The 25,130-nt window shown below is 35.5% G+C and carries 22 protein-coding genes and 3 riboswitches; of the genes, 4 read left to right on the forward strand and 18 right to left on the reverse strand.

Annotated features, from left to right (window positions below; all coding sequences use genetic code 11):
• Positions 1-114: 114 nt before the first annotated feature.
• A complete protein-coding gene (locus ACIQ7L_RS14960; protein ID WP_400570262.1) occupies positions 115-1,428 on the forward strand; it encodes an alkaline phosphatase family protein in 1,314 nt (437 codons plus the stop codon).
• A 300-nt stretch (positions 1,429-1,728) separates the two neighbouring features.
• Complete coding sequence (locus ACIQ7L_RS14965; protein ID WP_400570264.1) at positions 1,729-3,012, forward strand: MFS transporter; 1,284 nt, start codon at positions 1,729-1,731, stop codon at positions 3,010-3,012.
• A 169-nt stretch (positions 3,013-3,181) separates the two neighbouring features.
• On the opposite strand, the gene ACIQ7L_RS14970 is transcribed toward ACIQ7L_RS14965, so the two are convergent.
• The 11 genes from ACIQ7L_RS14970 to ACIQ7L_RS15020 form a co-directional block, all read right to left on the reverse strand.
• Entirely contained in the window at positions 3,182-3,433 is a 252-nt protein-coding gene (locus tag ACIQ7L_RS14970) for a helix-turn-helix transcriptional regulator (protein WP_400570266.1), read from the reverse strand.
• Positions 3,434-3,534: 101 nt separating this feature from the next.
• The gene (locus ACIQ7L_RS14975; protein ID WP_400570267.1) at positions 3,535-4,119 is read right to left on the reverse strand and encodes a TetR family transcriptional regulator C-terminal domain-containing protein; all 585 of its coding nucleotides are present in this window, start codon (positions 4,117-4,119) and stop codon (positions 3,535-3,537) included.
• Between the two features lie 80 nt (positions 4,120-4,199).
• Positions 4,200-4,343 (reverse strand): histidine kinase, encoded by a 144-nt coding sequence (locus ACIQ7L_RS14980; RefSeq protein WP_400570268.1) that lies wholly within the window; start codon positions 4,341-4,343, stop codon positions 4,200-4,202.
• A 149-nt stretch (positions 4,344-4,492) separates the two neighbouring features.
• Positions 4,493-4,747: a hypothetical protein gene (locus tag ACIQ7L_RS14985; RefSeq protein WP_400570270.1), complete on the reverse strand. Its 255-nt coding sequence runs from the start codon at positions 4,745-4,747 to the stop codon at positions 4,493-4,495.
• Between the two features lie 14 nt (positions 4,748-4,761).
• Positions 4,762-5,076, reverse strand: a complete 315-nt coding sequence (locus ACIQ7L_RS14990; protein WP_400570272.1) for a thioredoxin family protein — start codon at positions 5,074-5,076, stop codon at positions 4,762-4,764.
• Between the two features lie 10 nt (positions 5,077-5,086).
• Positions 5,087-5,458: a DnaJ family domain-containing protein gene (locus ACIQ7L_RS14995; protein WP_400570274.1), complete on the reverse strand. Its 372-nt coding sequence runs from the start codon at positions 5,456-5,458 to the stop codon at positions 5,087-5,089.
• Between the two features lie 672 nt (positions 5,459-6,130).
• Positions 6,131-6,880 (reverse strand): ABC transporter ATP-binding protein, encoded by a 750-nt coding sequence (locus ACIQ7L_RS15000; protein ID WP_400570276.1) that lies wholly within the window; start codon positions 6,878-6,880, stop codon positions 6,131-6,133.
• Positions 6,877-7,875: an ABC transporter substrate-binding protein gene (locus tag ACIQ7L_RS15005; protein ID WP_400570278.1), complete on the reverse strand. Its 999-nt coding sequence runs from the start codon at positions 7,873-7,875 to the stop codon at positions 6,877-6,879. Before ACIQ7L_RS15005 ends, ACIQ7L_RS15000 begins: the two co-directional genes overlap by 4 nt.
• Positions 7,872-8,648 carry an ABC transporter permease gene (locus ACIQ7L_RS15010; RefSeq protein WP_141523251.1) on the reverse strand — a complete coding sequence of 259 codons (777 nt, stop codon included), beginning with the start codon at positions 8,646-8,648 and terminating at the stop codon, positions 7,872-7,874. Before ACIQ7L_RS15010 ends, ACIQ7L_RS15005 begins: the two co-directional genes overlap by 4 nt.
• Entirely contained in the window at positions 8,620-8,940 is a 321-nt protein-coding gene (locus ACIQ7L_RS15015) for an MTH1187 family thiamine-binding protein (protein WP_097898699.1), read from the reverse strand. The genes ACIQ7L_RS15010 and ACIQ7L_RS15015 overlap by 29 nt, the downstream gene beginning before the upstream one ends.
• A 101-nt stretch (positions 8,941-9,041) precedes the next feature.
• Positions 9,042-9,143: riboswitch (TPP riboswitch) on the reverse strand.
• 83 nt (positions 9,144-9,226) lie between these two features.
• Entirely contained in the window at positions 9,227-10,966 is a 1,740-nt protein-coding gene (locus ACIQ7L_RS15020; RefSeq protein ID WP_400570280.1) for a methyl-accepting chemotaxis protein, read from the reverse strand.
• A gap of 143 nt (positions 10,967-11,109) precedes the next feature.
• A riboswitch (cyclic di-GMP riboswitch) is annotated at positions 11,110-11,196 on the reverse strand.
• A 281-nt stretch (positions 11,197-11,477) separates the two neighbouring features.
• On the opposite strand from ACIQ7L_RS15020, the gene ACIQ7L_RS15025 reads away from it, so the two are divergent.
• A complete protein-coding gene (locus ACIQ7L_RS15025) occupies positions 11,478-12,791 on the forward strand; it encodes an anaerobic C4-dicarboxylate transporter family protein (RefSeq protein ID WP_400570282.1) in 1,314 nt (437 codons plus the stop codon).
• Between the two features lie 70 nt (positions 12,792-12,861).
• Here ACIQ7L_RS15025 and ilvA read toward each other — a convergent pair whose 3' ends face one another.
• From ilvA to thiM, 4 genes are all read right to left on the reverse strand, one after another.
• Positions 12,862-14,070 carry a threonine ammonia-lyase gene (ilvA, locus tag ACIQ7L_RS15030; protein ID WP_400570284.1) on the reverse strand — a complete coding sequence of 403 codons (1,209 nt, stop codon included), beginning with the start codon at positions 14,068-14,070 and terminating at the stop codon, positions 12,862-12,864.
• Positions 14,071-14,181: 111 nt separating this feature from the next.
• Positions 14,182-15,117: a TPR end-of-group domain-containing protein gene (locus tag ACIQ7L_RS15035; RefSeq protein ID WP_400570286.1), complete on the reverse strand. Its 936-nt coding sequence runs from the start codon at positions 15,115-15,117 to the stop codon at positions 14,182-14,184.
• Between the two features lie 140 nt (positions 15,118-15,257).
• Positions 15,258-15,911: a thiamine phosphate synthase gene (gene thiE / locus ACIQ7L_RS15040; protein WP_400570288.1), complete on the reverse strand. Its 654-nt coding sequence runs from the start codon at positions 15,909-15,911 to the stop codon at positions 15,258-15,260.
• A gap of 16 nt (positions 15,912-15,927) precedes the next feature.
• Complete coding sequence (thiM, locus tag ACIQ7L_RS15045) at positions 15,928-16,746, reverse strand: hydroxyethylthiazole kinase (RefSeq protein ID WP_400570290.1); 819 nt, start codon at positions 16,744-16,746, stop codon at positions 15,928-15,930.
• Between the two features lie 60 nt (positions 16,747-16,806).
• Positions 16,807-16,916, reverse strand: a riboswitch (TPP riboswitch).
• A 445-nt stretch (positions 16,917-17,361) separates the two neighbouring features.
• Here thiM and topB point away from each other — a divergent pair.
• Positions 17,362-19,551: a DNA topoisomerase III gene (gene topB, locus ACIQ7L_RS15050; RefSeq protein WP_400570292.1), complete on the forward strand. Its 2,190-nt coding sequence runs from the start codon at positions 17,362-17,364 to the stop codon at positions 19,549-19,551.
• A gap of 41 nt (positions 19,552-19,592) precedes the next feature.
• Here topB and ACIQ7L_RS15055 read toward each other — a convergent pair whose 3' ends face one another.
• The 3 genes from ACIQ7L_RS15055 to ACIQ7L_RS15065 all read right to left on the reverse strand — a co-directional run bounded on the left by ACIQ7L_RS15055 (position 19,593) and on the right by ACIQ7L_RS15065 (position 25,099).
• A complete protein-coding gene (locus ACIQ7L_RS15055; RefSeq protein ID WP_400570293.1) occupies positions 19,593-22,358 on the reverse strand; it encodes a YhgE/Pip domain-containing protein in 2,766 nt (921 codons plus the stop codon).
• Between the two features lie 308 nt (positions 22,359-22,666).
• Positions 22,667-23,458, reverse strand: coding sequence for an endonuclease/exonuclease/phosphatase family protein (locus ACIQ7L_RS15060; RefSeq protein ID WP_400570294.1), 792 nt, complete (start codon positions 23,456-23,458; stop codon positions 22,667-22,669).
• Positions 23,459-23,461: 3 nt separating this feature from the next.
• Positions 23,462-25,099, reverse strand: coding sequence for a PTS transporter subunit IIBC (locus ACIQ7L_RS15065; RefSeq protein WP_400570296.1), 1,638 nt, complete (start codon positions 25,097-25,099; stop codon positions 23,462-23,464).
• Between the last annotated feature and the right edge of the window lie 31 nt (positions 25,100-25,130).

A 25,130-nucleotide genomic window follows, 5' to 3' on the forward strand; every position in this document is an offset into this window, starting at 1 on the left:
ATGTTTAAAAATTCAAAAAATAAATAATAAACTTTCTTCAAATATAAGTTTTTATAACCAGGTGTTAATAGTAATATATAATAATAGGTTACATATAATCAGGAGGTATACACAATGGAAAACCCATTAACAAATCATGTAATTATTTTATCTTTTGACTGTTTATCAGCTTTAGATTTTCCTATATTACAAGAACTTCCTCATTTTCGTTCTTTAATAGAACAAGGTGCAATTGCAAAAAAGGTAGAAGCTATTTATCCTTCTGTAACATATCCAAGTCACGCCACTATTGTCACTGGTAACTACCCTAACAAACATGGTGTTGTAAATAATACATTACTTCAGCCTGGCCGGGAATCACCAGATTGGCATTGGTACCGCCGTTCCATTAAAGGAACGACATTATATGACGAAGCAAGAAAAGCAAATTTAACGACTGCTGCTCTCCTATGGCCAGTTACAGGAAGGGCAAAAATCGACTACAACTTACCTGAAATCTTTCCAAACAGACCGTGGCAAAATCAAATTCTTCTTTCATTATTTAGCGGAAGCCCGTTGTATCAGCTAGATTTAAATCGTCGTTTTGGTCATATTAGAAATGGATTGTCACAGCCAGAGCTTGATGATTTTGTCCTTGCCTCTGCTGTACATACCATTCAAACAAAAAAACCTAACGTTATGTTTGTACACTTTACAGATTTAGACACGCAAAGACATTATCATGGATTTACTTCTAAAGAAACCCAAGCAGCTATTCATCGACATGATGAACGACTAGGGCAAATCATCCATGCATTGCAAAAAAGTGGTATGTACGAAAACAGTACAATTATTGCTCTTGGTGACCATAGTGCTCTAAGTGAAAATAAAGCGATTCAATTAAATGTTCTTTTCCATCAAAAAGGACTAATTTCTGTAAACAAAAAAGGAAAGCTTACAAATTGGAAAGCCTATTGTCAAAGCTGTGACGGCTCTGCCTACGTGTATGTGAAAGATAAAAATGATACTCAAACCATCCAAACTGTTCAGCACCTTCTTGAAGAACTTCTTCAAGATAAACAAAATGGAATCGAATTTGTTCTCCATGATGAAGATGCAAAAGAGCGCGGTGCTGATGGAAATTGCCTTTTCATGTTAGAAGCAAGAGAGGGCTATTACTTCATTGAAAATTATACAGGAGATTTTATAAAAGAAGTTACAGAAAAAGATGTAACTTCCAATAAAAAATATACATTTGGTACACATGGATATTCTCCAACAAAACCAAACTATGAAACAATCTTTATCGCCTCTGGAAAAGGAATTCGTCAAGGTGCAACCATTCCATATATGAGATTGATCGATGAAGGCCCTACCATTGCCAGATTACTTGGATTACACCTTGGTGAGACAGACGGAACTGTGATAGAGGAGTTACTTCAATTGTAAAGAAATGTGTATATGTAAAAGTTATGTAAAACTTATCTCTGTTTCTCTTTTTTTAATTTTTATTTCTGTACACTAATATTATATATACATCAATTAAAAACACGACATACCCCCCTCTTTTTAGATGGGAGAGAGCATCTATTCATGCATAGAAGCGGTCAGGGCTTTTTTCTGCCACATGCGAAGTAAAAACAGAAAGAACAAACGAGTGTAGGTTACTTTTTATTCTGCACTCCAGGGAGTTAGATGTCGAAAAATTAAAATGGATTTATATAGAACATTTTTAAGGAGGAACATTTTATGAAAAAGATGTCCAGGCAAGAAAAGAGCTGGATATTGTATGACTGGGCAAACTCGGTATACTCGCTCGTCATTACAACTGCAATATTTCCGATTTATTTCAAAGCTGCAGCAAAAAATGCAGGTTTATCAGGTGCAACTTCAACAGCTTTTTGGGGATATGCGAATTCTTTCTCCACGCTTTTAATTTCCATTCTTGCTCCTATTCTTGGTACAGTTGCTGATTATAAAGGGTTTAAAAAACGCTTTTTCACATTCTTTTTTGGACTCGGCATTATATTTACAAGCATGTTAGCAGTTGTTCCTACATCACAATGGCACTTACTCCTAGGATGCTATATGCTCGCTTTAGTTGGATTTGCTGGGGCGAATATTTTTTATGATGCGTTCTTAGTAGATGTAACATCAGCAGAGAGAATGGATCGAATTTCAACACGCGGTTTTGCACTCGGTTATATTGGAAGCACAATTCCTTTTATCGCTTGTATCGCTCTTATTATCCTTGCACAAAAGGGAGCTATTCCATTATCAGTCGGCATCGCTAGTCAAATTTCCTTTGCAATTACAGCACTTTGGTGGGGATTATTTACAATTCCAATGCTTAAAAATGTAGAACAAACGCACTATATTGAACGACACCCAAGACCAATTACAATGAGTTTTAAACGTTTAGCTATCACTTTTAAAAATATTAAGCAATATAGAACTGTATTTTTATTCTTACTCGCTTACTTTTTCTATATCGACGGGGTTGATACAATTATTACCATGTCCACTGCTTATGGAACAGATCTCGGGATTAGTGCAACAAGCTTACTTATCATTTTGTTTGTAACACAAATTGTCGCTTGTCCATTCGCTTTGTTATATGGAAAACTCTCTGAAACATTCACAGGTAAAAAGATGTTATATGTCGGTATTATTATTTATATCATTATTTGCACATATGCTTATTTCTTAAAAACAACACTAGATTTTTGGATTCTGGCAATGCTTGTTGCAACTTCTCAGGGCGGGATTCAAGCACTCAGCCGCTCTTATTTTGCTAAATTAGTTCCGAAAGAATCCGCAAATGAATTCTTCGGATTTTATAATATTTTTGGTAAATTCGCAGCTATTATGGGACCTGTATTGGTCGGTGTAACAACTCAATTAACAGGAAAAACAAACGCTGGTGTACTAAGTATTATCGTCCTATTTGTTATCGGTGGATTTGTACTAACACGAGTACCCGAAAATGCTCCTTCTGTTACACCCCCTGCTCCAAAATCAGAAACACTATAACAAAGATGTCCCTTTCTATATGACAGGGACATTTTTTTATGAATCTTCTATCTATACCACTTACCACGAAGCTCTGTTAAGCAATAATAAAGTGCAAATGCCATAGCACTTATCCCTACTACAAACAGAAACAATACACTCATTTTACTTTCCTAAAAATTGTCTTTCCTTATTGCTTATATAAAAATAATTTATCAACAGTTGTTCCTAGCACTTCAGCCAAACGAAATGCTAGCGCTAAACTTGGATCATATTTATTATTTTCAATTGCATTTATCGTCTGTCTTGATACTTTACATTTATCAGCTAATGCACCTTGTGAAATATTATTTTCAGTGCGCAATTCGTAAATTTGATTTTTCACATCATTTCTCCTAACCTGTAAAATCGTTTTTACAACATCAGTATATATTTGGTGCATATAGTTGTCAAAAAATTTCCAGACAAAAAAGGAGCGGTAACTGTCCCCTATTCCAAAACCGATCGTTCAGTCTAATTTAGTGTAAGAAAAAAGCTGCTGATTTAAGATTCAGCAGCCATTCCTTGTAGTAATACATCGATTGCCTTTTTGTAAATCCGCTTCATTTCTGTAGAATCTAGCTCATAGTAAAGTACGCCAAGTCCAGATAATAAACCATTTACAATATACATAAGATCACGAATATCACCTTGACGGAATTCTCCGGATTTTATGCCTTCTTCAATTAATTTTTCAAAGACAACATATGATGCTCTTGCTAAAACTAGCATTTCATCTAGAACCTCTTTGCTCACCACTTGGCTTGTAGAAAATTCTTCTACTGCACTAAAAATAGGATGTTGCGTGTCTTCTACATGATACTCAGCAAGACCATATAATTTTTCAGTACTCGTACGATACTGCTTTTCCTTCACATTCCATTTTTCAAGCCAATCATATGTATGTTGTTTTACTACAAATAAAAATAATTCTTCTTTACTTTTAAAGTGATAATAAATACTACCTTTACTACGCTCTGTAATTTCACAAATATCTTCCATAGATGTTGCGGCATATCCTTTTCGTGAAAACAATTCTTCCGCTTGGTAGGCTATTTCTTTTTTTATCTCTTCTGCACTTTTTCTCATATTTACACCTCATAAAACCGACCGTTCAGTCCAATGATAACAAATATAAAACCTCCATTACAAGAGGCTATATTCCTGATTTAAGAAAATATATTTTCAAACCACACGCGAAGTGTATGAATAACTCCAATCTTAAGACCAAGTTTGACAATAAATACTCCCCCTGCCACTAATAAAAATAATGCTACTTTTCCTTTATTTTTAACTTCTGGCTTTTTCTCCATGTTCATTCCCCTTATAACATCATATATTCCTTATTTATCAATATATTACTCTTAAACAAACGTTTGTTTAGCTGATTCTATACAGGTTTAGGCCAACTAATCAAACGTTTGTTTAAAAAGGAATACGCCCATAAAGAGCGCATTTTTCATTAATCTCCACCGCCGCCACAGCTACCACCATCACCGCCTGAAAAACCGCTATCTCCCCCAGAGAAACTTCCGCAATCATTTGAGCTATCACTATCTGACCCTGCAAAGAAAATTGGTGTAGAAGCAGTTGTAGTTGTTGTACTATCTCCACTACCTGTTTTATAAAGATTCACTTTCTTTCTACTTGACCGAATTGATTTTGCAATCATTCCAATTAAAACTAAAAATAATAATGCCGCTATTACAAATCCCATATAAAAGGCCCCCTTTATTTTTCAACTAATTGTAGTACTCGCTCTATCTTCTCTAAAGAAATAAATCGTGACTCACGAAGTATCTCTTTACCCTCATGAAATAATAAAACTGTTGGACCTGTAAACACTAAATACTTCCCTGAAATTTCTCTCATATCCTGTAGTGAGATTACAATGTTTTCTACACCTTGATAGTGTTCTAATAAGCGATTTACTTTCTCTAACATCACATCACAAACACCACAGTTTTCAGTTTTGATGAATAAAAGCGCCAAGTCTTTTTCTTCAATATATGCTACTAATTCTTCTATCGTTTGAAAATCTCTCATATTATCCCTCTTAACGTAGTTTACGAAACACTTGATTTTGGTACATACGAAATGCCGAATTTCCTTTTATTTTTCTCTTCTCCATTAACTGTTGAAATCGCAACGTTTTTGCAGTTAACTCTTCTTGTAATTTTGTTCTCTCTGTTTCATCATAACAACACGCAATTAAATCCTCTATTTTCAATATATCCTTTTGTAGTTCCATCTCTGCTGGAATCATTCGAGCATTTTTCAAAATCTTATAGCTCATTCTAAGATCTGGAGGTACCATTGAAAGGTCTTCTAATTGCAGTGGTCTTCCTTTACCAGGTAGATCATCAAGATCACCATTATGAATGGCTTGACGAATTCTTTCCTCAGCAATACTCAAGAAAACATCCACTTCCTTCCCCTCCCTTACATATTTTTACTATTATTTTACATGAAATTTTAAAATGTCGCTACGATGTGAAGCAACACCCTTACACAATTTTTTCTCAAATTATCTTCTAAACAACCTAATTTTCATATTGAGAAAGTCTTTCTCTCTACTGATAGGGCCTTTTCAGTCTGAATTTTAAGCTGAGATTTTTACTTTTTACGTAGTTCTCACCTTTTATTTTTTTAGATTAGACATATAATTCAATTCGTAAAATATATTATTATTATATTCAATTTTCTATATGAAGTTCGTATGAAGTTGAATTGAATTTTACATGAATTTCCTGTAAATTCCTTGTTTTTCTATATCAATCACATTATTCTGTATTTATAGAAATAATTGTTGTTCCGATTGAAACTATCTATACATATAAAAAAGATAGTGGCCTATTAGGGAAAGGCATCTATATAGTATTCATATAAATATAACAACAACTATAGAAAAAGCACGCGTATATGTGCATCATAAAAGTGCTTATTCATACAATTTTCATGTAAGAGTTATCGAAAATCATATTAATCACAGAGAAAAGGCGTTAGCTTTTATCGCTAATGCCTTTCTTTTTGTTCCGTTTTCTTTGAACATTTCTCTGTAATAAAAAGCATCTGAACACTCTCTGTTCAGATGCTTTCTTTACTTTCTCATATAAGGAGCTAATACTCTTAAAATCTCCGTTTTGTCTTCTTTTAACTCGAGGGATGTTAACATATCCATCGTTCGAGGACGAGGTAAGTTAACTTTCACCTCACCTACAATTGCTGCTGGTCTTTGTGACATAATAAACACCCGATCAGATAGTAATATTGCTTCATCTAAGTCATGCGTTACCATCACAATCGTTTGTTTCTCTTGATGCCAGGAATCTAGAAGCCAACGATGCACTTCCATTTTTGTGAAAGCATCTAACTTTCCAAATGGTTCATCAAGTAGCATAATAGGTTTTTCACATAAATAAGTACGAAGGAAACTAATCCGCTGTCGCATACCACCAGATAATGCATCTGGATAATGATTTGCATATTCAGACAGACCAAATTGTTTTAATGCTTCCATTCCTTCTGCAAGACGCTCTTTCTTCGGCTTTCCCTCAATTTCTAATGGAAGCACAATATTTTGCAAAGCTGAACGCCACGGAAGCAGTAAATCTTGCTGCGGCATATAACTCACGATATCTTGTTTTTGAACAAGTTCATCATTATACATTACCTCTCCACTAGTCGTCTCTTCAACACTCGCAATCATATTTAATAACGTACTTTTTCCGCAACCACTTGGCCCTACAAATGAAACAAATTCACCCTCGTGTATCGAAGCACTAATCTTCTCTAACACATTTTTTCCATCGAACGCCTTCACAACATCTTTTATTTGTAATCCGCTCATTTTTCACTTGGAAGGAATTCATTTGTAAAGGCATCTTTTACATCAATTTTCTTTTTAATAACTTTGTTATCATATAAGAAATTCATGTAATTTGTCCAAACTTCTTCCTTTTGTACTCCCCATGCTTTTGCATCATCCTGATATTTTGTACTTAACCACTTTTGGCTCTCTTGTACTAAATCTTTATTAATATCTGGTACGTTTTTGATTAAAATATCAGCAGCTGCTTTTGGATCCTTAATTGCAAAATTATATCCTTCCGCTGTGGCACTCATAAATTTTTTCACAAAATCTTTATCTTGTTTCGCATGCTTTTCACTTGTAATAATAACAGGACTATAAAAATCTAGTGCTGGATCTAAATCTTTTACCATAATTGTATTTAATTCTTTTCCTTGACGCTTCGCTTCGATACCATCCCATCCATAGTAAATCCATTCAAAATCTGCGTCACGACCAATCGATTTAAAGAAATCTGTTTGTCCAAGCACAATTTTATTTACTTTACTAAAGTCCGCTTGATGTTTATCCATAATTGTTTTTAATGTTGCTTCTTCCGCTGGTGCTCCCCAGCCTCCATAACGCTTGCCTTCAAAATCTTTCGGTGAAGTAATATTATCTTTTTTCAAAGATGCAAATGCAGATGTGTTATGTTGAATAATTGCTCCAATCGAAACTACTGGAATTCCCTCAACACGTGCAGATGTTACATTTTCTTGATAACTCACACCAAAATCTGCTTTTCCTGAAGCAATCATTTGCTCTGCTGATACATTATCACCCGGTTGAATAATTTCTACATCTAAACCTTGCTTTTTATAATAATCTTTCGTCTTTGCTACATATAAACCAGTATGGTTTGTATTTGGGAACCAGTCTAAAACAACTTTTACTTTCTTCCCTTTATCTGCACTTTCTTCTTTCTTCGCTGGATTACAACCAACAACACCTACTGCGAGCAGTGCAGCTAGCATAACTTTTAAGCCTTTTTTCATTTTCTGTCTTCCTTTCTGTATATCCATGGTGCTGTTATTCTTGCCATAAACTCTACGATAAAATACAAGAGCAATGTCACCATGACGATAATAGCTGCGATACCGAAGACACGAGCAGTTAAAAAGGATTTTGTCGCTCTTGTGAGCATAACTCCTAATCCTTCACTTGCCCCAAGCCACTCCCCAATAATCGCTCCCATCACACTATATGTGACAGCAATTTTTAATCCCGAGAAAAAATACGGAAGCACGGCAGGGAATTTTACCTTTTGATAGATTTGCCACTTTGTTGCACGCATTGTTTGTAATAACTTGAGCATGTTTTTATCTACCGTTTGAAAACCTTCTAAAATACTAAGGGCAATCGGAAAGAAGCAAACAAGAATAACAACCATCACCTTTGGCAACATTCCGTATCCGAACCAAATAATAAATAAAGGTGCGAGCACCACAATCGGAATCGTTTGTGAAATAACGAGCAACGGATTAATTAAAATGCGAAAGAGTGGAATAACATCCATAATAATAGCAATACTCGTTCCAAGCAGAATCGCAAAAAATAATCCGATGATAACCTCTTGCAATGTTTGCAGCGTATTTGGTAACAATAAATCCTTCATTCCAATCAGTTCCTGTACAATAGCAGAAGGCTTCGGTAAAATCCACGATTCAATTTGAAATATTGAAACCGATCCTTCCCATATAGCAATGAGAAGGATAAGCCAAATCGTTGTAATTGTTATGTTAGATCGCTTCTGGTTTTTCATATTCATCACGATACTTCCATACCTTTTCATCAATCGTTACACCTGTACTTGGACGATAATGGATTTTAATAGAAGTAATAACTTCCTCTGCACCAGCATCGACGCAAGCTTGTTGTGCACGTTTAATGACATCAAGAAGTACGTCTAATTCTCCTTCCAGTGTTGTTTCCATCGCTCCTACTTCATAGCGAACGCCTGATTGTTGTACGACTTCAATCGCTTTATCAACAACAGCATATAAATCTTTCGTTTTTGCTTGCGGTACTACTGAAAATGAAATTGTAACTTGTTGTGACATGCTAAAATCCCCCTTATGAAATATGTTTGTAAAAAGAAAAGGCTTTCCTACCATCACGTAGGAAAGCCTTGTATGCAAGTTATTATAAAATAACATATGCTACATCACTTTAAGTAACTCCCTACGCTGGCATTATCCAGATCAGGTTGAGGGTCGATGTATTCTTACATCCTCTCAGCCAATTGGCTCCCCGGTTCTTAATTCGTTTTCATTGTAGCATGATTTATTTTATTGAACAAACAAAAGCACAAGGTGTGGATTTTCACCACACCTTTTTTACATTCTATTAACTTTTAAACTCACCAATTAGTTCTTGTAATTCTTGAGCAAGCCAACTTAAGGATGTAGCTAACTCAGCGATATCTTGAACAGACATCTCTTGCTCTTTCATACTCTCTTCTACATTGCTGCTACTATTCGCATATGTCTTAGCAATATGGGACAATTCATCAACAACTTGAGCAATTCCATGGCTGCTTTGTAGAATATCATTTGAATTACTAGAAACGTCTTTGACTTGATTCGTAACAGATTGTGCTGATTGTGAGATTTTTTCGAAGAAGGCACCACTGCTCTGGACAAGCGTAATCCCAGATTCTACTTCTTTCGAACCTTTTTGCATCGAAACTACAGCTTCTTCAGTTTCTGCTTGTGTTTCCCCAATTAATTTAGCAATATCTTTAGCTGATGCCTCAGTCTGTTCTGCTAGTTTACGTACTTCGTCTGCTACAACAGCAAATCCTCTCCCTGCTTCCCCGGCACGAGATGCTTCAATAGAAGCGTTTAAAGCAAGTAAATTTGTTTGATTCGAAATTCCAGTGATAACAGTTACAATATCACTAATTTGTTTTGAGCGATTTTCTAATGAATAAATAATAGAAGATAGATCTTGCACTGCACTTTGAATCAAATTCATTTGGTTAATGATTTGATCAATGACTTCATTTCCTTCTACTGAATGCTGCTCCATACCTTCAGACGCATTTGCAACCTGTTTAGCAGCACCTGTAATCTCTTCTATTTTACTTCCCATCTCATGTACAATATGTAAACATTTTTGTACAGAAACTTCTTGAGACTGCGCTCCTTCATTTAAACCTTCCATAGAGCTTGCAATCTCTTGAACTGCCATGCTGTTTTCCTCTGTACTTGCTGATAGTTCTTGTGAAGAAGAAGAAACTTGTTCTGCCGTCTGCTTTACTTTATCAATAATCGATTTAAATTTTTCAATTGTAGTATTGAAATAGGTATTAATGATCCCTATATCATCTGGTCGCTCTCGTAATTGAATACTTAAATCTCCTTCACCTACTTTACGTAACCCTTCACGTAACTCTTGTAACGGAGCTAAAGAACTGCGGACAATAAAAAATTGAATTACAGTAGCAATTACTAATGAAATAGAAATAAAGATTAAGCCTTGTATAATAAATTTTTGCTTTGTACTAGGAACGATAGAAGCATCTACATCAGCTGCAACAACTGCAATAATGTTTTTTTCTTGATCAGTAATTGGTTCTAATATCGTTACCCATGAACCCAAATCATCTTTATACACTTCTGTCATTTGTGCCTTCTTCGTATCCATTACTTTATGGTATGCGTTCATCCAACGATCAGGCATATCAAAATAATCTCCTGGTTTCAGAGTTAAGGCCTTTGCTACCTCGGTGCTTAAACCAACAATTTGCGGCTCACCCTTTTCATTCGTTTTTGGACCCATTACATATGCTTGTCCCACGCTTTTCAATTTTTTTGTAACCCCATCTAGTTGCTCCGTTAGCTTCTCTTTCTTCACTCTTTGACTCGCAGGATCCTTCGCAATATCTTCAATCATTTGCTTGTCCAACTCATTTAATACACTGTCCCCTGTTTCAATAGATTGTCTTTCAAATAAAGACATCATGTTGTTTTGGAACATATTAAAACCGAGTACTCCCATACTTGCAACAAGCGTTAAAATAACAAGGACGGTTAATAATACATTTTTCTGTAAAAACGATAACTTGTGCCAATATTTCTTCATCAAAATTATCTCCTTTATTTTTCGTATAATAAGATATAGGAATATAAATAACACCCAGAAATGATAACACTACTCATTTAAGGGTGTGTAAATAAAAAAAAGACCAATGTAAAAAAAGCATTGGTCAAGACCAACCCTATCCGTCCGGTAACTGGCTAGCTTAGTCTATTTTGACCTTAGCTCCTATAGTTTTGCGCCCTCATGTTTCCATTAGTTTGCCTTTCTCGCTGAACGAGTTGAACGATATGGGAGTTTTATGAGAATTAAATATTCTCCTTCACAGATTACAACATAAAAATTAAATTGTCCACTTATTTGCACATATAAATATAAAATTCAAATAAAAAGGTTTATCAAAATAATTCTATAAAAAGAGTGAATGTTACTTTTTATGTGTTATATAATAAAAAAGGTTTATAAATAGCGGTTTCATTTGAATACTTTATTAATTTTCACACCAATTAAATTATTCAAAAATATCTAATCCTATGAATTCCGGAGGTAGTTTATCATGTTTTGGCTACAATTTCTTACTTTACTGCTCTGCATTTTCATTGGTGCACGCCTTGGCGGAGTTGGTCTAGGAGTAATGGGTGGGGTCGGTATGGCAATCCTCGTATTTGTCTTCCACTTGCAACCTACAGCTCCTCCTATTGACGTTATGTTGATGATTTTAGCAGTAATTACAGCTGCCGGTGCATTGCAAGCAGCAGGGGGAATGGATTATCTTGTCCACCTTGCAGAAAAAGCATTGCGTAAAAATCCAAAGCGTATCACATTTTTCGCACCTATTGTAACTTATTTATTTACGTTGTGCGCTGGAACTGGTCATGTTGCCTATTCTGTACTTCCTGTTATCGCAGAAGTATCACGTGAATCAGGGATTAGACCTGAACGCCCGATGTCAATCGCCGTCATTGCTTCACAACAGGCAATTACAGCAAGTCCAATCTCTGCTGCAACTGTTGCTCTTTTAGCAATGCTAGCTGATTATAAAATTACATTGTTAGATATTTTAAAAGTAAGTATTCCTTCTACTTTTATTGCTTGTATGTTCGCAGCTTTTGTTGCTAGCAAAATGGGAAAAGAGTTAAATGAAGATCCAGAATACTTGAAACGATTAAAAGAAGGCAGGATTCCTAAACTTGAAGAAAAGAAAGAGTTTGTAGGTACAAAGGGCGCCAAGTTATCTGTTATTCTCTTCTTATTCGCAACTATTTTTGTTGTTCTTCTCGGTTCATTCGAAGCACTTCGCCCAGGATGGATGATAGATGGGAAATTAGTTCGACTTTCCATGCCAAACACAATTGAAATGGTCATGTTAACAATTGCTGCTCTTATTATTATCTTCTGTAAACCAAATGTGGAAAGTATTGTATCTGGCAATGTCTTTAAAGCAGGAGCGACAGCTGTCGTTGCCATTTTTGGTATCGCTTGGATGGGAGACACATTCTTTAACGGAAACTTGAATATAATTCAAGGATCCATTCAACACTTAGTAACAAGTGCACCATGGCTATTCGCTATCGCACTATTTATCTTATCAATCTTACTATATAGCCAAGCAGCAACAGTACGTGCTCTCGTGCCACTTGGATTATCACTTGGCATTTCACCGGCACTTCTCATTGCAATGTTCCCTGCAGTAAATGGTTATTTCTTCATTCCAAACTACGGAACCATTGTTGCTGCGATTAACTTTGATCGCACTGGAACAACACATATCGGTAAGTATGTATTAAATCATAGTTTTATGATTCCTGGTCTTATTGCAACATTTACTTCCATTGGAATTGGAATGCTACTCATTTCAATCATGTTTTAACGAACGAAAAGCACAAACTTTTTTTCAAGTTTGTGCTTTTTTCATTTAATCAAACGTTTGTTTAAAACTTTCATTCAATAACCTCTACGTGATACCCTTTCCTTTCTATTCCACTTAATATTTCTTCAATATGATTTTTATCTTTCGTCTCTAATGACAAGTGGATTTGCGCATACCCTGGGAACACCTTTGTTCCAATTCGTTCTAAATGTATATTCAATACATTCGCTTCAAAACTTGTTACGATTTCAAGTAAATGTTGCAAATATCCTGGTTTATCTTTAATCATTGTTGCAATATGAACAAAGCGTCCGGCTTCAACCATGCCATGCTCAATGATACGTGCAATGAAGTTTACATCAACATTGCCACCACTTAAAACCGGCACAATTTTCTTCTCTTTCACTGGGATTTTTTGATAGAGTAAAGCAGCCAATGAACTAGCACCCGATCCCTCTACTAATAATTTATTGCGCTCAAGTAACATTAACATCGTTCTCGAAATTTCCATTTCATCTACACAAAAAATATCATCCACATAACGTTGTACAAGTTGAAATGTTAAATCTCCTGGCCTTTTTACTGCAATACCATCAGCCATAGTCGGTGCCCCATCTACTGTTATCACTTTCTTTTCCTGAAGTGATTGCTTCATCCCTGGACAAGCAAGTGCTTGTACGCCATATATTTTCACCGACGGTTTTTGCTCTTTAATCGCCATCGCAACACCTGCAATTAAACCACCACCTCCAACAGGGCAAATAACAGCTTCAACATCATCAAGTTGCTGCATAATTTCTAATCCCACTGTTCCTTGACCAGCAATCACTGCTTCATCATCAAACGGGTGAACAAACTTTGCACCCGTTTCTTCTTTCAAATCTAATGCATAAGCCAAAGCATCATCAAATGCATCCCCTTGTAGTTCCACATGCGCACCATATCTCTTCGTCGCAAGTACCTTACTGAGCGGTGCACCTTTTGGCATTACAATCGTGCAGGGAATACCGAGCATATTACTAGAATAGGCGACTCCTTGCGCATGATTTCCAGCTGATGCTGCAACAACTCCATTTTCTAATTCTCCTTTTTCAAGAGAAACCATCTTATTATAAGAACCACGTACTTTAAAAGAACCCGTCTTTTGTAAATTTTCAAGTTTTAAATACACTTCATTATTTGCTAACTCGCTAAATGTACTTGAATAATCTAGTGGTGTTATATGTACAATGCCTTTCATTTTCTCATAAGCAGCTATAATATCCTGTAAAGAAATCATGCATTCGCCTCCGAATCGATATATGTTCATATATATTAGTTTGAGCGACAGGATTTGTTTTATACGACTTTCTAAATCAAGCCCAATTCATTTTTAAGTATTTGTCATGATCTAGTTTGGTTCTACTATATATTGAACAGCTTCTGATAACAATTTTGTAAAATCATCTGGAAAAAGGTGCCCTAATCCTTCTTTCACAATTAGTTTACACTTGATATCATACTTCTCAAATATAGACATTAATTCAATTGTTTTCTTATAAAAGGGATCTTTATCTCCTGTAATCATGCATCCTTTCAAATTAGCTACCTGCTTTGTCTGAATCAACTTTTCTATAGACTCTATGTCTCGAATAGCTGGTATAACAGCAATAAATCCCTTAGTAGCTAACAGATTATCATTTAAACTTAACTCTATTGCTAAGTTCCCTCCTTGAGAAGCACCAGCAATGATGATTTGTTCCATATTATACTTCTCTTTAAAGTCACGAAACGTTGTAGAAATATCATTTATAGCTATATCGCGCTTATCCCAGCAATAAGAATTCACTCCATATATTTGTGAGGACTGCGGAAATCCTAAAATATACTCATGAAGCAACTCATCATCATACCAATACGGTGCAAAATCATTTACATCTGAACCTCTCCAATGTAACGAAAATATTCCAGTGTTTGAACCTTCATTTCCATACACAAATAATTTAGAACTAGAATTCAATTGATGATTATTTAAAATAGCTTCACATTTCTTTACAATCAGTTTGAATTCTTCTCTGCTTTGTAATTCATGTAAGTCTGGATCACTCATTAAGGTATCTGGATTCCACCAAACTCCTTTTGTTAAAGCTGCATTCAAAATAGCGAGAGCTTCCTCTTGTTTACCTTGGAGGGAATAAGCACATGCCTTCCAAAAACTCGTTTTATCTAGCCTTTCAGGGAAATCCTTTTGCGCTTTATAAATAAGTCTATGCATGGCCTCAAAATCCCTTTTTTCAAACAACTTGAACAGTTCATTTTGTAGCTCTACAAATTTTATTTTTATCACAAAGATTCCTCCCTTGTTTTTTCTAAATTATACCATTAGATCACTGAGATAAAACTGAATATTCAAGAATTATATCTAAAAAAAGATCACACAACACTTGCTATGTTGCGTGATCTTTTTCATTCTTTCTTATAAATAAATTATTTTTTTACTTGCTGAGCTAATTTCTTCGTACTTTCATACGCCGAACCTGCTAAACTAATTGCGGAAATAACGGAAACTCCATCTGCCCCTGCCTCGATAACAGAAGAAGCATTTTCAATTGTAATTCCACCAATACCAACAATCGGTACCCTGATACCCTCTTCTCTAAAATGCCTTAGTCCTTTCGTCCCTTGAACTGCTTTTGTATCCTTTTTTGTATTTGTCGGGAAGATAGGCCCTACTCCTAAATAATCCGCGCCATTTGCAATTGCAAAACGTGCTTCTTCGATTGTATGAGCAGACACTCCAACAATTTTATCTCCCATTTTTTCACGAACTGATGTGATTCCTTCATCGTCTTGTCCGACATGGACGCCGTCTGCATCTAGTTCAATCGCTAATTCCACATCATCATTTACGATAAAAGGCACACCATATTCTTTGCAAAGCGCTTGTAGCTGCTTTGCAAAACGCAATCGTTCGTTTCCAGCTAACACTCCTTCACCCTTTTCACGAAATTGAAAAAGTGTCATTCCACCATCTAGCGCTTCTTTCATTACTTGCAATGGATCCTTTTGGCAGTTATTGCTCCCCATAATAAAATATACTTGCAATAACTTGGACATTTGTTGTGTTTCAATACGCGCCATTTTTCCTCCCCCCTTCTTACTGCACCTCTTGCAGCTTTCCATACTGTTCAATATCAGCTGCAGTAGTGTTTGCTAGCTGATTCAAAAATTCAATTTGGAAGCTTCCTGGCCCTAGCTCTACTGTTTTAACAGCAGCTAGTTCCGCCGCTACACCATAAAACGTTAATGCAGCAACTGCAGCTTTCACATAATTTTGTTCAACGGCTGCGAATGCTCCCATTACAGAAGTTAATAAACAACCTGTTCCTGTAACTTTCGTTAAAATTTGATGACCATTGCGAATCATAAATGTTCGCTCTCCATCTGTAACAATATCTTCTTTTCCAGTAATCACCGCAACTGTATCTAATTCATCAGCTGCTTGTTTTGCAATCCCTACTACATCACCGTTTCCAGCTCCAGCATCCACACCTTTAATTGCCCACTTTTCATTAATAACATTGGCAATTTCTGCTGCGTTCCCGCGAATCATCGCTAACTTTACTTCACTTGGTATATGTCTTGCAACTTCTGTTCGGTATGAAGTCGCTCCTACACCAACTGGATCAAACAACACCGGGACATGATGTGTATTTGCTGCTTTTCCAGCAATGAGCATCGCTTCTACTTCTTCAGGACGAAGTGTTCCCATATTTAGAACAAGCGCTCCTGCAATGCTAGCCATTTCTGCTACTTCTTCTTTTGCATACGCCATCACAGGTGATGCCCCTAATGCCAATAAACCATTGGCCGTAAAGTTTGTTACAACCACATTTGTAATATTATGTACAAGTGGATTCGTCTCTCTCACTGTTTCCACTACTTTTGCGATTTCTTGTAAATTCATTCTTTTCATCTCCTAACTTAATAATGGGAGATACACAAAAAGACACTTCGCGTATGCAAAGTGCCTGAACATGTGCTTTTACACTCTCCCTACGCTGGCATTATCCAACAGGTTCAAATGGTCAACGACAGATTAGCCGTACTCTCAGTCTGCATCCGCAAACTCCCATGTGTTTTCTTATTCATCTACTCCAGAGTCTACTCTTATTCTAGTAAAATAACAAGTGCTTTACTTTTTCATACAATTATATATACATCAAAAACCCCTCTTTTTAAGTGGGAGAGAGCATCTGGCCATGCATAGACGCGGTCAGGGCCTTTTTCCGCCACATGCGAAGTAAAAACAGAATGAGCATACGAGTGTAAGTTACTTTTTATTCTGCATCGCAGGGATTTAGATGTCGAAAATTTAAAATGGATTAAGTTGTATTCAAAACAGCACGTGATAGTTACTCCAAAGCAGTTTAATGAGGTTTATAGAGGGAATAAGAAATTAAGACAAGAAGTAGAGATTCTTAAACAAGCTATGTCAATTATGACTGCCAAATAGAAGATGTTCCTTACTGCTCTTCTTGAAATCTGTGGTATATTAAACGGTATATAGTTAGTAAAGGAGTTTGAATAAATGGCAAAGAGTGTAGTAATTGCTGAGAAACCATCAGTTGCACGTGATATAGCAAAAGTATTAAAGTGTACAAAAAAAGGGAATGGATTTTTAGAAGGTGACAAATACATCGTGACTTGGGCTCTTGGGCATTTGGTGACGCTTGCAGACCCTGAGGTTTATGATAATAAATATAAAACATGGAATCTTGAAGATCTTCCAATGCTTCCGGAACGTATGAAATTAGTTGTGATAAAACAAACGGGAAAACAGTTTAATGCTGCGAAACATCAACTTAGTCGAAATGATGTTAATGAGGTGATTGTGGCTACCGATGCAGGAAGAGAGGGTGAATTAGTTGCACGTTGGATAATTGAAAAAGCAAAAGTAAATAAACCAATTAAGCGTTTATGGATTTCTTCTGTAACAGACAAAGCAATTAAAGATGGTTTTAACAATTTAAAACCAGGTAAAGCTTATGACAATTTATACGCCTCAGCCGTTGCTCGTTCTGAAGCAGATTGGTATATTGGCTTAAATGCTACTCGTGCATTAACAACAAAATTCAATGCTCAATTAAACTGTGGGCGTGTACAAACACCAACTGTAGCTATTATTGCTGGTCGTGAAGATGAAATTAAAAACTTTAAAGCTCAAACATACTACGGTATCGAAGCTCAAACAACTAATAAATTAAAACTAACTTGGCAAGATGCAAAAGGGAATAGTCGTAGTTTTAATAAAGAAAAAATTGATGGTATCGTAAAGAATCTAGATAAACAAAATGCTACTGTTGTGGAAATTGATAAAAAACAAAAGAAATCATTCTCTCCTGGTCTGTATGATTTAACTGAACTACAACGTGATGCAAATAAAATCTTCGGTTACTCTGCTAAAGAAACATTAAACATTATGCAGAAATTGTATGAGCAACATAAAGTGCTAACGTATCCTCGTACAGATTCACGCTATATTTCATCTGATATCGTTGGAACACTTCCAGAGCGTCTGAAGGCATGTGGCGTCGGAGAATACCGTCCTTTAGCACATAAAGTATTGCAGAAACCTGTAAAATCTAATAAATCATTTGTTGATGATAGTAAGGTAAGCGATCATCACGCGATTATTCCAACAGAGAGCTACGTAAACTTCTCAGCTTTCACAGATAAAGAACGTAAAATTTATGACTTAGTTGTAAAACGCTTCTTAGCTGTTTTATTCCCGGCATTCGAATACGAGCAACTAACGTTACGTACAAAAGTTGGTAATGAAACGTTTATTGCACGCGGAAAAACAATTTTACATGCTGGTTGGAAGGAAGTATACGAAAATCGATTTGAAGACGATGATGTAACTGATGACGTAAAAGAGCAACTTCTACCTCGCATTGAAAAAGGCGATATATTAACTGTAAAGTTAATTATGCAAACATCAGGTCAAACAAAACCACCTGCACGATTTAACGAAGCAACTTTACTTTCAGCAATGGAGAATCCTACAAAATATATGGATAATCAAAATAAACAACTTGCTGATACGTTAAAATCGACTGGTGGATTAGGTACTGTAGCGACACGCGCAGATATTATCGACAAGCTATTCAATTCATTTTTAATTGAAAAACGTGGTAAAGATATTCACATTACATCCAAAGGTCGTCAGTTACTTGATTTAGTACCAGAAGAGTTAAAGTCTCCTACACTAACTGGTGAATGGGAGCAAAAACTTGAAGCGATCGCAAAAGGGAAATTAAAAAAAGAAATATTTATTTCAGAAATGAAAAACTATACAAAAGAGATTGTTGCTGAAATTAAATCGAGCGATAAAAAATATAAACACGACAACATTTCAACGAAAACTTGTCCAGACTGCGGCAAGCCAATGTTAGAAGTAAACGGTAAAAAAGGTAAAATGCTTGTATGCCAAGATCGTGAATGTGGTCATCGTAAAAATGTATCCCGCACTACAAATGCACGCTGTCCTCAGTGTAAAAAGAAACTAGAGCTTCGTGGTGAAGGAGCTGGTCAAATCTTCGCATGTAAATGTGGCTATCGCGAAAAACTTTCTACATTCCAAGAAAGACGCAAGAAAGAATCGGGCAACAAAGCCGATAAACGAGACGTCCAAAAATATATGAAACAACAACAAAAAGAAGAAGAACCATTGAATAATGCATTAGCAGAAGCACTAAAAAAATTAAAATTTGATTAAACAAAAAGGTTCCTACCGTTTTCAGTAGGAACCTTTTATTTTTAATGAATAATTTTACTTCCTTTTGCATTCTCAACAAACTTTTCACTCGACTTATTAATTCGTGTTTTCAGTACTAATGCAAGTACAAGCATGATTACTACAAAGACACTTAATACAAGAAGATCTCTTATCACAATATCCCAAAGCATTCCGCCCACTGTTTCACGAATCACGCTAATTGCATATGTGAACGGTAAGAACGGATAAATTGCTTGGAAGAATTTTGGAAGCATTTGAATTGGGAATGTTCCGCCTGATCCAGCTACTTGCAGTACGAGTAAAATGATTGCCATCGACTTCCCAATGTTTCCGAAAACAGAAACAAGTGAATATACGATACAAACAAAGACTCCACCAATGAATAAGCTGAATAGAACAAACCAGAACTTATCAACTACATACGTATCAAGTAAGAATATATCTCCCATCGCCACGATAAACGCCTGCGCAAGACCTATCGTTAAGAACGTTAAGAAACGTCCAAAGTAAATCTCATGGCTCTTATAGTCTATATCTTCGTGTACTTCTACTGTTAATAACGAAACCATTAACAATGCCCCTACCCATAGTGCAAGCACTGTATAGAATGGTGACATCGCTGAACCGTAGTTTGGCATCGCAAATAATTTATTTTCTTTTAATTTCACTGGATTTGCAAAATAATCACTTTGCTTTTCAACATCATTTTTCAATAAATGTATGATGTCTTTTATATCCTCTTGTGAATCAAATTCACGAATTTTATTTGCTAATTCTTTAATCTTTTTCTCAGCAGCCGGCATCTCAGCTTTAATATCTTCAACTTTCTTCTTGCCTTCTACTAAACCTTTTGATGAATCTTCAAGTAGTGTTTTTACATCTGGAAGCTTTTTATTTGCATCGCTTAAAAGTTTAGATGTATTTTTAGACATCTCTTTTGTACGTGCAATTGCTGCGTTAAAGCTTGGAACGATTTCTGAATCGTATTTTGCTAAAATATCACCTAATTGTGCCGAAACACTTTTTGATACTTGGTTAATGCTTTCAATGACATCTTTTGCTGGTTGCTGCCCTTTATCAATAGCAGCAATTCCTTTATTCGTTAAATCCATCCCTTTTTGAAGATCAGTTTTTGCTTTGTTTAACTTAGCAATCTGATCGTTAACATTTTTATCACTATTGACATCACCTAAAATTTTATTTAAATCATTTAAGACAGGTATCATATCATCAATCATATTCATACCTGCTTGGAATTGACCATTTAAACTATTTAAAGCGGTTTTTGTACCATCTAGTCCGTTAATACCTTTGTTTTTCAAATCGTCTTTTGCCTTTTTGAAATCTTCTGTCGCATTTTTCGACTGATTTTTCAACTGTTCGGCTGTGCTAACTGCCTTTTGGAAATCTGCTACAAAAGTTTCGTTATAATCTTTTTCAGCTTGATCAATTAAACCATTTACTGCATTTAACTTTTGATTGATTGCATCAACCACATCTTGTTTTACTTCTTGTCCTGAGCTAATTAAATCTCCAACATGTTTAATTCTATTATTTACATCTTGCATCGAGTCTCTAATCGCTGTTAAATGTTGTACTCTTGTACCGAAGAAATCTTTACCAAAATCAGTTGGTGCACTCTGTTCAAGCTTAGACATCATAGCAATCACAGAAGAAACATTATCAGTATGCGTCTGAAGATTATTAGAAACAGCCTCTATATTTTTCTTCGCTATCCCTGGATCAATTTTCCCATTTTGTAATCCATCCATAACGCTTTGCGCATATGCTGTTCCCACACGGGCAGAGCCAAAAACATTATTTACTGTTTGATTAATATTTTTTGCTATATTTTTATATCCTTCTACATTAACTTGTGGAAGGTCTGGAATATCTAGATTTAAATCAACTCCTGGATGCATCAAGAAATCCGTAGCAGCTGCTGCACCATCCATCCCTTTTTTCAATACAGTCAAATTATTTTTCATGACCCCAGGAGCATCTTCTAACGTTTGACCATTTCTTGCAAAGAATGCATCCAAATCTTTCGTCATTTGTTGCCCATCATTCATCACACTTTCCACTACTGGTAAATTCTCTTGTGCGACTTTTACAAGATCTTGTGCTTTGTCAGCATCTGTTAATGCCGTATCCACAAGTTTATTCATTTCTGGGAATTGTGCTTCTAACTTGAATACAAGATCTTTTACCTTTTCAATACTTGGTAAGTTTGTTTCTAAATCGATTCCAAGATCATTAAAAATTTTAAAAATCTCACCATTCGCTGTTTTAACGAAGTTTTTACTAATTTCTTCTGTTATACCTGATGCACCTTTTGCTGTGATCTTTGGTGCAATGGCATTTACTTTTTCATTCACAAAATAATCAAGTTCTGGTTTTTTCGGGTTATCGCTAATAACAGTCGTAATTTTTTCTGTGAAGTCTTTTGGAATCGTGATACTTGCGTAATAATCTCCACGTTCCACTCCGTAAACTGCTTGTTCTTCATCAACAAATTTCCAGTTAAAATTCTTATCCTTCTTAAGTGAATCTACAACTTCTTTCCCGATATTAATGTCTTTTCCTCGTAAGTTTGCCCCCGCATCTTCGTTAGAAACTGCAATTGGGATTTCTTTTGTATTTCCATATGGATCCCAAGAAGCCTTAATGTTAAACCATGCATATAAAGATGGTAAAACCATCAGCCCTAATACAATTACAATCGCAGCCCAATGTTTGGCTACATTCCGTAAGTCTGTCGTATAAATACGCCATATTTGTTTCATATAAGCTATCACCTAATTATATATTTTTCCTTCTTTAGAAAATGATACATGCATTTTGCCATTATATCATTTTCTACATCGTGGATTAAACGAAAATGTACTATTTTTCCAATTAAATCTTTTACTTACTTCATTATATAACGAAGTAAAAAAAGTATGCATACAAAATGACCAAATTGGTTTTACATTCAATGATAACAAATATACAGGAAATGTCATAAAAAATACAAGTATTTTCTCTTGGAAATACTTGTATTTATAGAAGAAATCCTCACAGCTCTTAAATCGCTGTGAGGATTTCTTCTATATTATATATCCAATTGAACTTCTACTCCAAAATGATCTGAAATAACATTTCGATTCACACCATTGAAAATGACTTTTGAAGAAGTAACTGTTTTTGACTTGTTACTTAAAATAAGGTCAATTCGTAAGTTTTGTTTATTTTCATCCCAACCAGCAATTTCTCCTTGCACGGTTGTTCCTTCATCTTTCTGCATGGCTAATTTGTATGTGTCATAAAGACCTTTTTGCATGAGATAATCATACCCTTCTCCTTGCAAACGAGCATTGTTATTAAAATCTCCCATTAAGAAAGAAAGTTCATTTCCATTCACATGCTTCATTAAACAATCTACTTGTCCTTGAAATGTTTCTTCTTCATCATTCCACCAACCGAGGTGACAAGAATAAAATGTTATATTCTTATCTTTATAAGAGATTGTTGCACTCACAATTTTACGTGTTTTCCAATAGGATGTATCCTTACTTTCTGATACAAAGAAAGAATTCTGTTCGATAATTGGATGCTTCGTTATAATTGCTAATCCTTCCTCATATATATCATAGCCAATATGAGCGAAATCCCAAACGATATCGTAACCTCTTACATGTAGCGCTTCAAGTTCTGCAAGTAATACAAGACCAAAGTTATCTTCTTTCTTGTTCTCACATATGCTTTGAGCTTGTATAGACTGACTAACCTCTTGCAATGCAATGACATCATAATCCTCTTCTTGAATTACCTTAGCAAGATATTTTATTTTTTCTAATTGATTCTCTTCTTGCCAAGAGTGACAGTTTAACGTTAGTAATTTCATTCATTATGCACCTAACATATCTTGAATATCTGATTTTAATACATCCGCTTTCGGACCATATACCGCTTGAACACCTTTATCTTTTACAATCAGACCTAAAGCTCCATTTTGCTTCCACTGTGCTTCTGGTGCAACAATATCTAAATTTTTTACTGTTACACGCAGACGTGTCATACAAGCATCGACATCAGCAATATTATCTTTTCCGCCTAACAGATCAATAACCTTTGTTGCTAAAGAACCTTCTTTTACATTCGCTGTTCCTTCTGAAGATTCATCTTCATTATCAATATAGTTACCAGCACGTCCTGGCGTTGGTAAATTGAATTTTTTAATTAAGAAATTAAATACTGTAAAGTTTAAACCAAAGAATATCACTGATACAACAACAAAGTTAATTAAGTCTCTTGTTAATCCTGCATTAATCATCATTGGTGTACGTGTAAGTAACTCAATAAAACCAAAAGCATGAACACGTAAGTGAATCAAATCCGCTAACGCAAATCCAAGTCCTGTTATAACTGCATATACAACATATAATACTGGTGCAATGAACATGAACATAAATTCAATTGGTTCCGTTACACCTGTTAAAAATACTGCTAATGCTGCAGATAAGAACATTGGTTTATATTTTGCACGTTTATCTTTATCGACATTACGGAACATCGCAAATGCGATACCAATTAATGATGCAGTTGAACCGATAACTTGTCCAGCTTTGAAACGAGCTGGCACAACATTATTTAATAAATCGTGATATGCTTTTGTATCCCCTTTTGCTAACAAGTTATTTAAATCAGTAATCCATGCAAGCCATAATGGATCTTGTCCTGCAACAACCTGACCAACTTTTGCTCCAGTTAACATCGTATATGTTCCGCCAAGCTCCGTATAGTTCATCGGAATCGTTAACATATGATGTAATCCAAATGGTAATAATAAACGCTCTAATGTCCCATATACGAACGGCGCAACAACTGGCGCACTATCTTTTGATGCTGCAATCCAACGACCGAATTCATTTAATCCGCTTTGGATAAATGGCCATAAAAGTGATAACACAATCGCAGTAACTGTAGACCATACAATTACAACAAATGGTACAAATCGTTTTCCGTTAAAGAACGCTAATGCCTGTGGTAATTTATTATAATTATAGTATTTGTTATATAAAGTAGCTCCTAAGAACCCTGTAATAATCCCTACGAAAACTCCCATGTTCAGTGCTGGTGCACCAAGTACTGAAGTGAAATAATCTTTAACAACTAAATCACCCGCTAATAATGAAGAAACTTTTGCTTTTGAATCCGCTAACATTGCAACGTTTACACCAAATATAGCTCCTGTAATTCGATTTGTTAAGATGAATGCCAATAGTGCTGCAAATGCACCGCCTGCACGATCCTTCGCCCAAGATCCCCCGATTGCTACTGCAAATAAAATATGTAGATTTGTAATAATTGCCCAACCGATGTCTTCCATTACTCTAGCAATCGTATGTACTGCATTTATATCCCCAGCAGACATACCGATTAGTTTACCAATTGAAATCATTAAACCAGCTGCTGGCATAACTGCTACAACAACTAGCAATGCTTTCCCGAACTTTTGCCAAAAATCAAAAGACGTAATTTTCATCTCTTTCTTCCTCCCTCTTATTTATAGCATC

The organism is Bacillus sp. NPDC094106 (assembly GCF_044764345.1).
Taxonomy (GTDB): Bacteria; Bacillota; Bacilli; order Bacillales; family Bacillaceae_G; genus Bacillus_A.